This window comes from Saccharomonospora marina XMU15, from assembly GCF_000244955.1.
Lineage (GTDB): Bacteria > Actinomycetota > Actinomycetes > Mycobacteriales > Pseudonocardiaceae > Saccharomonospora_A > Saccharomonospora_A marina.
Map to the genome: position 1 here is coordinate 3568812 of NZ_CM001439.1, position 13203 is coordinate 3582014.

General features: G+C 71.1%; 16 protein-coding genes. 4 read left to right on the forward strand and 12 right to left on the reverse strand.

Annotation, left to right across the window (positions count from 1 at the left end):
- The first annotated feature begins 35 nt into the window (after nt 1–35).
- Both SACMADRAFT_RS16855 and SACMADRAFT_RS16860 read left to right on the forward strand, forming a co-directional pair.
- Nucleotides 36–1349: an ROK family protein gene (locus tag SACMADRAFT_RS16855; RefSeq protein ID WP_408640341.1), complete on the forward strand. Its 1314-nt coding sequence runs from the start codon at nt 36–38 to the stop codon at nt 1347–1349.
- A 3-nt stretch (nt 1350–1352) separates the two neighbouring features.
- Nucleotides 1353–1976, forward strand: coding sequence for a TetR/AcrR family transcriptional regulator (locus tag SACMADRAFT_RS16860; RefSeq protein WP_009155043.1), 624 nt, complete (start codon nt 1353–1355; stop codon nt 1974–1976).
- A gap of 43 nt (nt 1977–2019) precedes the next feature.
- Here SACMADRAFT_RS16860 and SACMADRAFT_RS16865 read toward each other — a convergent pair whose 3' ends face one another.
- Together SACMADRAFT_RS16865 and SACMADRAFT_RS16870 are read right to left on the reverse strand one after the other, a co-directional pair.
- The gene (locus SACMADRAFT_RS16865; protein ID WP_009155044.1) at nt 2020–2448 is read right to left on the reverse strand and encodes an SgcJ/EcaC family oxidoreductase; all 429 of its coding nucleotides are present in this window, start codon (nt 2446–2448) and stop codon (nt 2020–2022) included.
- A 30-nt stretch (nt 2449–2478) separates the two neighbouring features.
- Complete coding sequence (locus tag SACMADRAFT_RS16870) at nt 2479–3099, reverse strand: isochorismatase family protein (RefSeq protein ID WP_009155045.1); 621 nt, start codon at nt 3097–3099, stop codon at nt 2479–2481.
- Nucleotides 3100–3527: 428 nt separating this feature from the next.
- Here SACMADRAFT_RS16870 and SACMADRAFT_RS30445 point away from each other — a divergent pair, with 428 nt between their 5' ends.
- Nucleotides 3528–3740, forward strand: a complete 213-nt coding sequence (locus SACMADRAFT_RS30445; RefSeq protein ID WP_040925732.1) for a hypothetical protein — start codon at nt 3528–3530, stop codon at nt 3738–3740.
- On the opposite strand, the gene der is transcribed toward SACMADRAFT_RS30445, so the two are convergent.
- From der to mbhE, 10 genes are all read right to left on the reverse strand, one after another.
- Complete coding sequence (der, locus tag SACMADRAFT_RS16880) at nt 3732–5150, reverse strand: ribosome biogenesis GTPase Der (protein ID WP_009155046.1); 1419 nt, start codon at nt 5148–5150, stop codon at nt 3732–3734. The genes SACMADRAFT_RS30445 and der overlap by 9 nt on opposite strands.
- Nucleotides 5147–5797 carry a lysophospholipid acyltransferase family protein gene (locus tag SACMADRAFT_RS16885; RefSeq protein WP_009155047.1) on the reverse strand — a complete coding sequence of 217 codons (651 nt, stop codon included), beginning with the start codon at nt 5795–5797 and terminating at the stop codon, nt 5147–5149. The genes der and SACMADRAFT_RS16885 overlap by 4 nt, the downstream gene beginning before the upstream one ends.
- The gene (gene cmk / locus SACMADRAFT_RS16890; RefSeq protein WP_232285421.1) at nt 5794–6519 is read right to left on the reverse strand and encodes a (d)CMP kinase; all 726 of its coding nucleotides are present in this window, start codon (nt 6517–6519) and stop codon (nt 5794–5796) included. The genes SACMADRAFT_RS16885 and cmk overlap by 4 nt, the downstream gene beginning before the upstream one ends.
- A gap of 75 nt (nt 6520–6594) precedes the next feature.
- Nucleotides 6595–6936: a monovalent cation/H(+) antiporter subunit G gene (gene mnhG, locus SACMADRAFT_RS16895; RefSeq protein WP_009155049.1), complete on the reverse strand. Its 342-nt coding sequence runs from the start codon at nt 6934–6936 to the stop codon at nt 6595–6597.
- A complete protein-coding gene (locus tag SACMADRAFT_RS16900) occupies nt 6933–7199 on the reverse strand; it encodes a monovalent cation/H+ antiporter complex subunit F (RefSeq protein ID WP_009155050.1) in 267 nt (88 codons plus the stop codon). The genes mnhG and SACMADRAFT_RS16900 overlap by 4 nt, the downstream gene beginning before the upstream one ends.
- The gene (locus SACMADRAFT_RS16905; protein WP_009155051.1) at nt 7196–7783 is read right to left on the reverse strand and encodes a Na+/H+ antiporter subunit E; all 588 of its coding nucleotides are present in this window, start codon (nt 7781–7783) and stop codon (nt 7196–7198) included. The genes SACMADRAFT_RS16900 and SACMADRAFT_RS16905 overlap by 4 nt, the downstream gene beginning before the upstream one ends.
- The gene (locus tag SACMADRAFT_RS16910; RefSeq protein ID WP_009155052.1) at nt 7780–9312 is read right to left on the reverse strand and encodes a Na+/H+ antiporter subunit D; all 1533 of its coding nucleotides are present in this window, start codon (nt 9310–9312) and stop codon (nt 7780–7782) included. The genes SACMADRAFT_RS16905 and SACMADRAFT_RS16910 overlap by 4 nt, the downstream gene beginning before the upstream one ends.
- Nucleotides 9309–9788 carry a sodium:proton antiporter gene (locus tag SACMADRAFT_RS16915; protein WP_009155053.1) on the reverse strand — a complete coding sequence of 160 codons (480 nt, stop codon included), beginning with the start codon at nt 9786–9788 and terminating at the stop codon, nt 9309–9311. The genes SACMADRAFT_RS16910 and SACMADRAFT_RS16915 overlap by 4 nt, the downstream gene beginning before the upstream one ends.
- Nucleotides 9785–10330, reverse strand: a complete 546-nt coding sequence (locus tag SACMADRAFT_RS30970; RefSeq protein ID WP_009155054.1) for an MnhB domain-containing protein — start codon at nt 10328–10330, stop codon at nt 9785–9787. The genes SACMADRAFT_RS16915 and SACMADRAFT_RS30970 overlap by 4 nt, the downstream gene beginning before the upstream one ends.
- Nucleotides 10327–12654 carry a hydrogen gas-evolving membrane-bound hydrogenase subunit E gene (gene mbhE / locus SACMADRAFT_RS30975; protein ID WP_009155055.1) on the reverse strand — a complete coding sequence of 776 codons (2328 nt, stop codon included), beginning with the start codon at nt 12652–12654 and terminating at the stop codon, nt 10327–10329. The genes SACMADRAFT_RS30970 and mbhE overlap by 4 nt, the downstream gene beginning before the upstream one ends.
- Before the next feature lie 64 nt (nt 12655–12718).
- Between mbhE and SACMADRAFT_RS16930 the strand changes: the two genes are divergently transcribed.
- Complete coding sequence (locus SACMADRAFT_RS16930) at nt 12719–13201, forward strand: cation:proton antiporter regulatory subunit (protein ID WP_040926524.1); 483 nt, start codon at nt 12719–12721, stop codon at nt 13199–13201.
- Nucleotides 13202–13203: the final 2 nt, after the last annotated feature.

Here is a 13203-nt window from a genome sequence, read left to right on the forward strand (position 1 = left end):
GCGCGAAGCACACCGCATGATGGAAGATGTTTGGCGTGCACGCGTCACAGACACCTCCGAGCCCGGCGTTGACCCCTGAGCACATCGGCAGCCTCGCCGCGGTGCTCGATCTGGTGCGCACGGGTACCGCCAGGACGAGGCCGGAGATCGGCAGGCTGTCCGGCCTGGGCCGTACCGTCGTGACGCAGCGCGTCAACCAGCTCACCGAACTGGGCCTGCTCGAGGAGGGGGCGCTCGGACCGTCCAGCGGCGGGCGGGCACCCCGTGAGCTGCGGTTTCGCGCTCGGGCCGGGGTGGTGCTTGCCGCGGAGCTCGGCGCGACGAGCATCGGCGTCGGGGTCACCGACCTGGCAGGCTACGTCCTCGCCGAGCACGAGGAGCCCGCCGACATCGGTGTGGGCCCCGAGCAGGTGCTGTCCCGGGTGGAGGAGTTGTTCGACGAATTGCTCGCCGGGGTGCGTGCCGAGCAGGACGAGCGCCTCGGCGTGTGGGGCGTCGGCATCGGGCTGCCCGGGCCGGTGGAGTTCGCCACGGGGCGGCCCAGCGCACCACCGATCATGCCGGGGTGGGACGGCTACCCCGTGCGCGACCGGCTGGCCGCGCGGTTCGACGCGCCGGTGTGGGTGGACAACGAGGTCAACACGATGGCGCTTGGCGAGTTGCGCGCCGGTTCGGCACGCGGGCAGCGCGACATTCTCTACGTCAAGATCGGCACGGGCATCGGCGCGGGCCTGGTTTCGGGCGGCAGGCTGCACCGGGGAAGCCAGGGCTGCGCGGGCGACATCGGTCACGCCGCCGTCGCCGACGAGGCCGAGGTGGTGTGCCGATGCGGCAACACCGGCTGCCTCGAGGCCTACGCGGGCGGGGCGGCGCTGGCCAGGGACGGGACCGAGGCGGCGCAGGAGGGCCGCAGCAAGATCCTCGCCGACGTACTCACCAGAACGGGCACCATCACCGCGGCCGACGTCTCACACGCGGCGCAGCGCGGTGACCGCGCCGCCGTGGAGCTGCTCATGCGGGCGGGCAGGCTCATCGGCAGCCTGCTGGCCACGCTGGTCAGCTTCTACAACCCCGCCCTGGTGATCATCGGCGGTGGCGTCGCCGGTGCCGGTGACCTGCTGCTCGCCGCCGTACGGGAGTCGGTGTACCGCCGCTCGCTGCCGCTGGCCACCCGCGAGCTGCGCATCACCCGGTCCACGCTGAGCGACCGGGCCGGTCTGGTCGGGGCCGCCTTCATGGTGATCGACGAGTTGTTCGCCGCCGAGCGGCTGGCCCACTGGGTGGGCAGCGGCTCCCCCGCGGGCGCGCCCGGTCTCGTCGCGATCCCGCTGCGAACGCCGGTCGTGTGAGCCATGCCCGACCGCGTCTACGCCGGACGCTCGGCGGCCGATCGCCGCGCCGAGCGCAGGCGGCGGCTGCTGCGGGCGGGCCTGGCGTTGTTCGGCACCCAGGGATACGCCGCCACTTCGATAGAGAAGCTGTGCGCGGCGGCGGGCGTGTCCACCCGCAACTTCTACGAGGAGTTCACCGGCCGCGAGGAGCTGCTGCTGGCACTGCACGACGGCGCGCAGCAGCGGGCGATGAGCGCGGTGTCGACCGCACTGGCGCGGGCGGGCGAGGAACCGCTGGCGCGGCGCATCGAGCTCGCCGTCAGCGCCTACCTCACCGCGACGGCGACGGACCCGCGCTGGGCCCGGCTTTCGGCGGTGGAGGTCGTCGGGGTCAGCGCCACCGTGGAACGCCATAGACTGGCGTGGCGAAGCCGCTGGGCGGAGTTTCTCGCCGCGGAGGCACGGCGGGAGGCGGCCTGCGGCCGGACTCGCGACCGTGACTTCGACCTCACCGCCGTGGCGCTGACCGGTGCCGTCGACGAACTGCTGCGCCACTGGGCCGCGGGCGAACGGCAGGTCGAGCTCGACGACGTCGTCGCCGAACTCGTGCGGATCGCGACCGCCGCGCTGGCCGACTCAGCGTGACCCGTGCGGCTTCCGCTTGCGGATCGGACGTCTCGACACGGAGTCAGGCCGGGTCGGCCTGCCGCATCCGGCTGTTGTGGAACGACGTGAACAACCAGTTCCCCGCCCGCCTCACCGCCACCTTGGTCTGCAGGGACAGCTCCTCAGGGCGGCACCGGGTCTCCCCCGGCCGCAGCACGCAGTTGCCGCTGGTGATGACGAGCGCGACGTCGGGGGTCACGAAGCGGACGACGCGTTCCGCGGCAGGCGACATCCGTGTTGCGGCCATGAAAGTGTCGAATCCCTGCTGGAAGCTCTCCTCGATGGCGGGTCTGCCGTGAAGCCTGCCACCCATCCAGTCGACGAAATCGGCGTCGTCGGTGAACGTGGCCGCCCACGCGGCGCCGTCGCCGTCGGCCCATGCTTGAGCCTGCCGTTGTTCGAGTTGTTCGAGGGCGGCCTCGTCGTCGGTCGTGGCTGACCGCGGTGTCATCTGCTCGTACCTGCCTTTTCGAGATCGTGGCTATCGGGTGTGGGCGGCGGCCAGTTGGCCGACAAGAGCCGCGAAACCCATGTCGAGGTCGGCGTAGACCTCGCCCGCGACGGGGTCGGCGTTGTCGGCGAGAACCTCAACCATGAGGCTCGCGTAGTCGCTCGGGACGACTCCGGCCTGGTGCATCCGGAGCAGGCCGGTTTCCCGTTTCGTGGCGGAGAAGGTGCCGCAAGCATCGACGGCGACGTAGGCGTCGTAGCCTGCCCGCTTCGCCGCGATCGCGGGGAACGTGGCGCAGACCTCGAGCGAGATGCCTGCGATGACGACCGCCGACCGTCCGGTCGCCTCGACGGCCTGCCGCACGCGGTCGTCGTGCCACGCGTTGACCATGCTGCGGTCGATCACCTTTTGCTCGGCGGGCAGGGCCGCGCGCAACTCCGGAATCAGCGGCCCCCACATGCTGTCGGCCGCGGTGGTGGTGACCACCACGGGCAGGTTCAACCGCAGTGCGGCCTTGGTCAAGCAGGTGACGTTGTGGGTGAGTTCGCCGACCGTGATGTCCCGGACGCCGGTGAACAGCCCGATCTGGTGATCCACCAGCAGCACGGCGGTGTTGTCTGCGCTGAGCGATTCGGAAGGTCTGCGCTGCACGGCCATTTCTCCTTGTTCAGTGACGTGTGGCTTGTTCAGGGCGCGGTGGGTTGGCACAACCGCGGACGGATCGGTCAGCCGCCGTGGAACGAACGCATCGCGAAGGGCGTGCCGGGCACCGACGGCGTTGCCTTGCAGCCTTTTCTCCGTCCACGTGAAAGAGCCCTGCTTAGGCGACCCAACTTGCTCGACTTCACCGTGAGAGACGCGTCCGTCCATTTGCGAGCGACCAGGGCGCCGTTCGCGGTCGTGTCCGTTACCGCCGCCGGCCGCCGAAGCCATGCCACCCCCAATTCGCTACAACTGTAGCGTTACTACATTTGTAGCGTAGGTGATCCCGAGGGTCAAGCACGGCCGGCCGGGCGCCGCGGCCGACCACCTGGCCTCAGATTCGGTGTGGCTCGCACCGGACACGACAAGTCGGGCTGGTGACCGACCCGCCGAACAGAGCTGAACAAAGCCGAACCGGCTCGAACGACCGCACCCACACCGGGACACGGACAGGTACGCCACCCCGCAGACCGACCGGCGCCGCCGACGAACCGCTGCGCGACTGGGCGAGTGAGCAGCACGTCGAGCTCGACGACGTCGTCGCCGAGCTCGTGCGGACCGTGACCGCCGCGCTTGCCGACTCAGCGTGACTTGCGCGGCTTCTTCTCCCGCACCCGCACGTTGATCCGCACCGGGGTGCCGCGGAAGCCGAACCGTTCGCGGAACTTGCGCTCGACGAAGCGGCGGTAGCCCGCCTCCAGGAACCCGGTGGTGAACAGCACCAGCGTGGGGGGCCGAATTCCGGCCTGGGTGGCGAACAACACCTTCGGCTGCTTGCCACCGCGCACCGGCGGTGGTGTGGCGGCGATCAGATCGGAAAGCCAGCTGTTGAGCTGGCCGGTCGGCACCCGCTGGTCCCAGGAGGCCAGCGCGGTGCGCAGCGCGGGCGCCAGCTTGCGCACCGCCCTTCCGGTCAGCGCCGAGACGTTGACCCGCTCGGCCCACGGCACCCGGACCAGTCCCCTGTCGATCTCGCGATCCAGTTGCCGCCTGCGATCCTCGTCCACCAGGTCCCACTTGTTGAACGCGAGCACCAGCGCCCTTCCCGCGTCGGCGACCATCGTCACCACCCGCAGGTCCTGCTCCGAAAGCGGTTCACTCGCGTCGAGCAGCACGATCACCACCTCGGCGGCGTCGATCGCGGTCTTGGTGCGCAGGCTGGCGTAGTACTCGGTGCCGCTGGCCGTCTGCACCCGCTTGCGCAGACCCGCGGTGTCCACGAACCGCCACGCCTGACCGTCCAGCTCCACCAGCGAGTCCACCGGGTCCACAGTGGTGCCCGCGACGGCGTCGACCACCGCCCGCTCCTCGCCGGTGAGCTTGTTGAGCAGGCTGGACTTGCCGACGTTGGGTTTGCCGACGAGGGCGACGCGGCGCGGGCCGGTGACCTCCTGGCCGGTGTCGCGTGGCGCCTCGGGCAGCACGTCGACGACCGCGTCGAGCAGGTCGCCGGAACTGCGGCCGTGCAGCGCGCTCACCGGGTGCGGTTCGCCGAGGCCCAGCGACCACAGCGAAGCGACCTCGGCGAGCAGCCGCTCGTCGTCCACCTTGTTGGCGGCGAGCAACACCGGGCGGTCGGAACGGCGCAGCACCCTCGCGACGGCCTCGTCGGTCGCCGTCGCGCCCACGGTGGCGTCCACGACGAGCAGCACGGCGTCCGCCGTGGACATCGCCAGCTCAGCCTGCGCCGCCACCGAAGCGCGCATCCCGGTGGCGTCCGGCTCCCAGCCGCCGGTGTCCACGAGGGTGAACCGGCGCCCGCGCCACATGGCGTCGTAGGCGATCCTGTCCCTGGTGACGCCGGGCACGTCCTGCACCACCGCCTCCCTGCGCCCCAGGATGCGGTTGACCAGAGTGGACTTGCCCACGTTGGGCCTGCCGACGACGGCCAGCACCGGCTGCGCGAGTTCGGCTGCCTCGCCGGTGGACTCCTCGGCCCCCAACTCGTCGAGCCGCGCGAACTCCGACTCGTCGACCCAGGTGCCGTCTTGTTCGGTCATGCCTTCTCTTCCCGTAGCTGTCTACGCTCGTCAAGGGCCCGTACGAGCGCGGCGAGCCTGCTTCTGATGTCCTCTGTGCCGTGCGCCAGTCCCGCGCTGCCCGGCCCGACGGCGGGCGCGAACGGCTCGCCGACGAGCAGGTCGACGGTGGGCCGCAGCCTGCGCCGGGTGCCCGGCGGGCGCAGCGTGCCTCGCACCGCCACCGGCAGCACGACGGCGCCGCAGCTGCGCACGAGCCAGGCGGCACCGCGCTGCGCCTGGCTGACGTCGCCCGCTCCCCGCGAGCCCTCAGGGAACACGGCCACCAGGCCGCCCTCGCGCAGCACACCCACGGCGGTCAGCAGCGCGCCCCGGTCGGGCGCCGACCGCCTGACCGGCACCTGCCCGATCCGGCGCAGTCCCCAGCCCGCCACCGAGGTGAACAACTCCTCCTTGACGAGGAACACCGACCGCCTCGGCAACATTCCGAAGATCAGTTGCGGCTCGATCATGGAGCTGTGGTTGGCGACGAGCACCACGGGGCCGCTGCGGGGCACGCGGTCGAGCCCTTCGACCCTGATGCGGTATGCGGGCCGGTACAGGTGCCTGGCGATCGCCCTGCCGAGGTCGTGCAGCCACGGCGTCGCGCCGGGCGGCAGTCCGCTCATCCGCGAGCCTCCGCCACCTCGCCGTTGAGCAAGCCACGTCGGCCCGCGAGCTCACTCAGCGCCGCGATGACCTCCTCGACGGTCAGTTCGGAGGTGTCGAACTCCACCGCATCGTCGGCGACCCGCAGCGGCGAGGTGGCGCGGGTGGAGTCGAGCCGGTCCCTGCGCTCGACCGACGCGCGCGCGTCGACGGCGCTGACCGCCCTGCCCGCCGCCGAGTCCTGCGCACTGCGCCGGGCGGCGCGCACCTCGGCCGAGGCGGTGAGGAAGACCTTCAGCGGCGCGTCCGGCACCACGACGGTGCCGATGTCCCTGCCCTCGACGACGATCCCGCCTTCGGCCGCGAGCACCCGGTCGATGATCGCTCGCTGGCCCGCGACAAGGATCTTGCGCACCCTCGGCACCGCGGACACTGCGGACACCGCCCGGTTCACCGGCTCGGTGCGGATCTCCTCGGCGACGTCCTCACCGTTGAGCAGCACGCTGGGTTCCTCGGGGCTGGTGCCGACGCTGATCTCGACGTCGCGCGCGAGCGCGGCCACCGCATCGGTGTCGCCGGGGTCGATGCCCTCGCGCAGCACGGCGAGCGTCACCAGCCGGTACATCGCCCCGGTGTCCAGGTACCGGGCGCCGAGCTCGGCGGCCAGCTTCCGCGCCACCGTGGTCTTCCCGGTTCCCGAAGGACCGTCCAATGCCACAACGCCGCGCAACACTGTCACCACCGACCGTCTCCTCCAGTTTCGTGCGCCGCCGGACGCCACGTCCTCACCGTCTGCGGCCACCATTCTGCCTGCCGGTCAGCGGCGCCTCGCACGCAGGCGCTCGTCCAACTCGTCGCTGACGAACACGTGCTCGTCGTAGGCACCGGTGCGGTATGCGACGCCACCGAACAGTTGCGCCAGCACCGGGGCGGTGAGCACCTGGAACAGCGCGACCAGGCCGAGCCCGACCGCGTCGGCGGGTGCCAGCCGCAGCGACGTGCCCAGCAGAATCAGCAACAACCCGAACACCTGCGGTTTGGTGGCGGCCTGCAATCTGGTGGGCACGTCGGGAAACCGCACCACCCCGACGCCGCCCAGCATGGAGAACAGCCCGCCCGCCAGCAGCAGCACGGCGGAGGCTATGTCCAGCGCGATCATCGGTGACTCTCCCAGCGTTCCACGAGCCGCACGGCGCTGATCGAGCCGATGAAGCTCAGCAGCGACACCGACAGCAGCAGCGCGAGGCTGAGACCTCGCCCCGTCATCGCCATGCCCACCGTGACCCCCGCGATGATCAGCACCAGCAGCATGTCCAGCGCCAGCACCCGGTCCAGCGACCGCGGCCCGCGCAGCATCCGCCACAGCGTGAGCACGCCACCCACGGCGAGCATGGCGAACGTCGCGAAGTACACCCAGCTCACGAGTCCTCCTCGGGGGTTTTCTCCGGCGAGATGGGGCCGACCCTGCGCACCGTGGCGGCGCGCTCGCGCACGTCCCGCGCCTCCTCGGCGGGCGCGATGGCGAGCACCACCCGCACCTGCAACTGGATGGCCTGGTCGTGTGCCCTGTCGGCCTGCCGCTTCGTGCGCACGCCGAGCGAGTACACGTAGAGCACCCCGCCCTCGCGGTCGATCTGCAGCACGAACGTGTTGGGCGTCAGTGAGATCACCCCGGCGCAGGCGGCGACCACATGGTCCACGTCGGACAGCGAGGGCACCGCGACGACGGCGGAACGCACCCCGGGCCCCGACCGCAGGATCTCCAGTGCCAGCCGCACCGCCGACTCGGTGACGTCGACGACCACGAACACCACCAGAATCAGCAGCCGTACCGGGCGCAGCAGCGGCAGTGACCTGGTGGGCAGCGGGAACAGCAGCAGCACCGAGGCGGCCACCAGCAGCCCGGTCAGCACGGTGCCGGGCGCGACCGAGCCCCACAGCAGCAGCCATACCCCCAACAGCCAGCCGAACAACGCCAGCGACAACCGTCCGCTCAGGCGCCTCACCGGTCGTCACCGCCAAGCACGGCCGCCTGGTACGGTCCGCGATCGAGCAGGTCCGTGGCGGCTCGCTCGCTGAACGACGACAGCGGTCCCGCGGCGGCGGCGATCGCCATCCCGACCGCCACCACGCTCGCCGCCGACACCAGCATGGGTTTCGACGTCACGCCGGTGCCCACGGTCACCTCGTCGGCCGGGTCCGCGTCCGGCACCGGCGGCCTCGGCTTGCCCCAGAAGACGCCGATCCACACCCTGGTCATGGCGTACAGCGACAGGAAGCTGGTCAGCACCGCGACTCCGGTAACGGTGTAGGCCATCGGCGTCGCCGTCTCCGAACCCGCCCGCAGCAGCACCACCTTGGCGACGAAACCGGAAAGCGGCGGGATTCCCGCCAGACTCAACGCCGGAACGGCGAACAGCAGCGCGACGGCCGGGTGCCCGCTCGCCACCCCGCACATGTCCCGCAGCGAAGCGGTGCCCGTGTACCTGGTGATCAGTCCGCTCACCAGGAACAGCGCCGCCTGCACCGCGATGTGGTGCACCACGTACAGGATCACGCCGGTCAGCCCGGTCACCGAGAACAACGCGAGCCCGAACAGCATGTAACCGATATGGCTGACCAGCAGGAACGACAGCATCCGGTTCAGGTCGTTCTGCGCGATCGCGCCCAGCGCACCCACCAGCATGGTCAGCAGCGCGGCGGCGAGGAGGAAGTTCCAGTCCTGCGAGCGGTCGAACAGCAGCGTCTGGGTGCGGATGATGGCGTAGACGCCGACCTTCGTGAGCAGCGCCGCGAACAGCGCGGTGATCGGGGCGGGCGCGGTCGGGTAGCTGTCGGGCAGCCAGAAGTGCAGCGGCACCACGGCCGACTTGATCCCGAACACCACCACCAGCAGCAGGCCGAGCATGCCGCGCACACCCGGCGGCAGGTCGGGCACACGCTGCGACAGGTCGGCGAGGTTCACCGTTCCGGTGGCGGCGTAGATCCCGGCCACCATGGTCAGGAACAGCAGCGACGACGTCAGGCTCACGATGACGTAGGTCATGCCCGCGCGCACCCTCGCCGCGGTCGACCCCCGGGTCAGCAGCACGTAGGACGCCGACAACATGATCTCGAACGCCACGAACAGGTTGAACAGGTCACCGGTGAGGAAGGCCAGCGACACCCCCGCGCACAGCACCAGGTACATCGGGTGGAACGCCGTGGTGGTGGATGCCCTGCCGAGGTCGGTGACGCGCTGGCCGATGGCGAACACCAGCACGCCGAGCATGACCACCATCGACACCAGCAGCAGCAACGCGGCGATCCGGTCGGCCACCAGCGTGATCCCGACCGGCGGCGCGTACCCGCCGAGGCGAAGGATGATCGGGCCGCCGTTGTCGGAGCCGAACAGCAGCACGGCGGCGATCACGACGCTGGTGGTCAGCACGACGATGCTGAGCACCCGCTGCACCGCGCTGACCTGACCTAGCAGCAGCGACACGGCGGCCGCCAGCAGCGGCAGCAGTACCGGCAGTGACAGGAGCACGCTCATTCGGCTCGCTCCCGCCCATCGCCGCCGCCGGCTTCGCCGTGGGTGGCTTCGTTGTCGTCGGCCATATCGCCGATATCGTCGGCATCGGCGTCTTCGGCGTGGCGGCGGCGTTCGCGGGCCAGTTCGGCCACCCGCAACCTGCGGTCCTCGAGGTCGTCCTGCACCTCGTCGTGGCCCAGCAGCACCCACGCCCGGTAGGCCAGCGCCAGCAGGAAGGTGGTGAGACCGAAGGTGATGACCACGGCGGTCAACGCCAGCGCCTGCGGCAGCGGATCGGCCATCGCCTCGGGGGAGACCAGTCCGACGAACGCCGGTGCCGCAGGCGGCCCGCCCGCGGCCTGCAGGAACAGGTTGGCGCCGTGCCCCAGCACCACGAACCCCAGGATCACCTGCATCAGCGACCGCTGCAGCAGCAGGTAGAAGCCGACGCCGTACACGACGGCCAGCACCAGCAGCGTCACCACGTCGATGTTCATCGGCCCCGCCCTTCGTCGGACCGGGCCAGTTCCAGCTCCCTGGTCTCGATGCCGGAACCGAGCGTGCGCAGCAGGTCCAGCACGACCCCCAGCACCAGCAGGTAGACCCCGATGTCGAGGGCGAGGCTGCTGGCGATCTTCACCTTGCCCAGCACGGGGACCTGCCACTGCCACACCGCGCTGGTCAGCGCGGGCTCACCGAACGCGAGCGGGACCAGCGCCGCGACCACCGAAAGGGTGAGTCCCGCACCGATCACGGCGGGCGGCCGGATGGGTACGGCCGCCGCGAGTTCGATACTGCCGCCCGCCACGTAGCGCAGCACGAAGGCCAGACCCGCGACGAGCCCACCGGTGAACCCGCCACCCACGCTGCTGTGACCGGCGAACAACAGGTACACCGACAGCGTCAGCACCGTGGGGAACACCACGCGCACGGCCACTTCCAACTGCAGCGAGCGTGGCCAGCCCGCCGGGCTGCGCTCGGTCAGCAGCCAGCGCTGCCTCGGCAGGTCCCAGCTTTCCCAGTCGGTCGGCTCGGTCACCGGCGCGCCTCCTCGTCGTCGGCGGGCCGGGTTTCGGCGGTGGGCATGCGGTGACCGCGAGCGGTGCGGGCGAGCAGGCCGAGGCTCGCGGCACCGGTGGCGGCCACGAGCAGCACGGTGATCTCGCCGATGGTGTCCATCGCTCGGAAGTCGATCAGGATCGCGGTCACCACGTTGGTCGCGCCCGCCTGCGAGTCCGCCTTGGCGATGTACTGCGCACCCGCCTGCGAGATGCCCTCGCGGGTGCTGGAGAAGACGACGGCGAACATCGCCACGAACAGCCCGCCGAGCGAGGCGATCGCCGCCTTGCGCCAGCTGGCCCAGCGCCGCGTCGACCGCTCGGTGACGAACGGCGCGTCGAACCGGCGCAACACCAGCACGAACACCACCAGGGTGAGCGTCTCCACCAGGAACTGTGCCAGTGCCAGATCGATCGCACCGTAGACGAGGAACAGTCCGCCGACGCCGTAACCGACCACGCCGGTCAGCAGCACCGCGGTGAGCCTGCGCCGCGCGGCGGGCAGGGTCAGCGCGGCTGCGACCACGAACAGCGCCAGCGGCAACTGCAGTTGTGTGCTCCAGGCCCGCGTGGCAGGCGACTGCTCGACGCCTGCGAGCAGCCCGACCGTCGGCACGACGACGACCGTGGCCAGGATGATGCCGAGGTAGGCGGGCAGCGAACCGGTCTGCACCCGCGCCGTGACCCACTGGGCCACCTGGTCGAGGCCTCGCACGGCCGCGCGGTAACCCTGCTGCGCGCGAAGCGGAGCGGGCACCCATCCCCGCGGCGCTTCGTACCGCTGGCCGGCGAGGTAGAGCAGGTAGCCGCCGAGCAGGATGATCGCCGACAGCAGCAGCGGCAACGACCAGCCGTGCCACAGCGCCAGGTGGTAGTCCTCGCCCGCGAAACGTTCCGCGTAGCCGCCCGCGAGCGAGTCGGTGAGCGAGGGCCACACTCCGAGCAGCAGGCTCGCGGCGGCGGGCAGCGCCACAGCGGTGGTGAACACCGTGCCGGGCGCCCGCGCCCCGGTCGGCTCGACACCGGCTCGCGTGCCGAACGCGCCGACGAAGAACCGCACGGTGTAGGCCGCGGTCAGTACCGAACCCACCACGATGCCGGTCAGGATCAGCAGGTCCTTGGCCGAGCCGTGGGTGAACGCCTCCAGCGCGGTCTCCTTGCCGACGAAGCCGAGCAGCGGTGGCAGACCGGCCATGGAAGCCGCGGCCAGCCCCGCCGACACCGCCAGCACCGGCCACCTTCTGCCCAGCCCGGACAGCTCCCGCAGGTCGCGAGTACCCGCATGCTCGTCGATAGCCCCGACCGTCAAGAACAGCGCGGACTTGAACAAGCCGTGCGCCAGCAGCATCGTCGCGCCCGCCAGCGCAGACACCCGGGTGCCGACGGCCAGCAGCACCAGCAGGAACCCCAATTGGCTCACCGTGCCGTAGGCCAGCAGCAGCTTCAGGTCGTGCTGGCGCATCGCCAGCACCCCGCCGAGCACCATCGTCCACAGCCCGACCACCACCAGCGGCACCCACCACTGCGGCCGGTCGGCGAACGCGGGGGCAAAGCGCGCCACCAGGTAGACACCGGCCTTCACCATCGCCGCCGCGTGCAGGTAGGCACTCACCGGTGTCGGCGCCACCATCGCCGCGGGCAGCCAGGGATGAAACGGCAACTGCGCCGACTTGGTGAACACGCCGACCAGCAGCAGCGCGATACCCGCCGTCACAGCGGGACCCGACGGCGCCTCGGCGATGATCTCCGAGATCCGCAGTGTCCCCGCCGCGGTGCTCAACAGGATCAGCCCGAGCAGCAGCGAGAGCCCGCCGAGCGTCGTCACCAGCAGCGCCTGCCGTGCCGAGCGCCGTTCCGCCGCCGTGCGTCCGTCCCCGCCGACCAGCAGGAACGAGCACACCGTGGTGATCTCCCAGAACAGGTACAGCGACAGCACGTCGTCGGCGAGGACGAGGCCGAGCATCGCCCCGGCGAAGGCCACCAGCACGGCGGCGTCCCTGCCGTTGCCCGGGTTTCCCGGCTCGGCGTAGCGGGCGAAGTAGCCGCCCACGATCGCCCCGATGCCGGTCACCAGCACGGTGAGCAGCATCGCCAGCGAGTCCAGCCGCACGGTGAACTCCAGCCCCACCACCGGCGCCCAGGACGCCGACTCGGTGGCGGGCAGCCCGCCGAGGTGGGTCAGCGCCAGCACGAACGCCGAGGCAGGCACCAGCGCCCCGATCGCGAACGCCGCGCGGTCCCAGCGGCGGGCGACGGCGGGAAGGGCGAGGGCCGCCGCGAAGTGCACACCGATCGCGACCAGCACCGTGCCCGCGTACCCGGTCGATGCTGGGCGCAAACGAAAGTGCCGGTGAGCTACCGTGGTCGGCGTGAACGTCGAAGTGACCCCTTTGCCGGGAATCGGCGTGCGTAAGGACTTCGCACTGGGCAGCGGCCGCAGGGTCGGTGTGGTGACCCACCGCGACGGCAAGATCGAGCTGATCGTGTCCAAATCCGACGACCCGGACGCCTGCCTGGCATCGCTGCCGCTCACCCCCGAGGAAGCCGGTGCGCTGGCGAACCTGCTCGGCGCGCCGCAACTGGTGGCGCAGCTCACCGAGGAGCACAGGGAGCTGCCGGGCATCAGCACCCGGCAGCTCACCATCAAGTCGGGCTCGCCCTACGACGGCCGTACCCTCGGTGACACCGCGCTGCGTACCCGCACCGGGGTCTCGATCGTCGCGGTGATGCGGGCGGGGCAGATCAACCCCTCCCCCACACCGGACTTCCTTTTCACCGCCGGTGACGTGCTGGTGGTGGTGGGGACCTCGGAAGGCCTCGACGCCGCGGCGAAGATCCTGCACGGCGGCTGAGG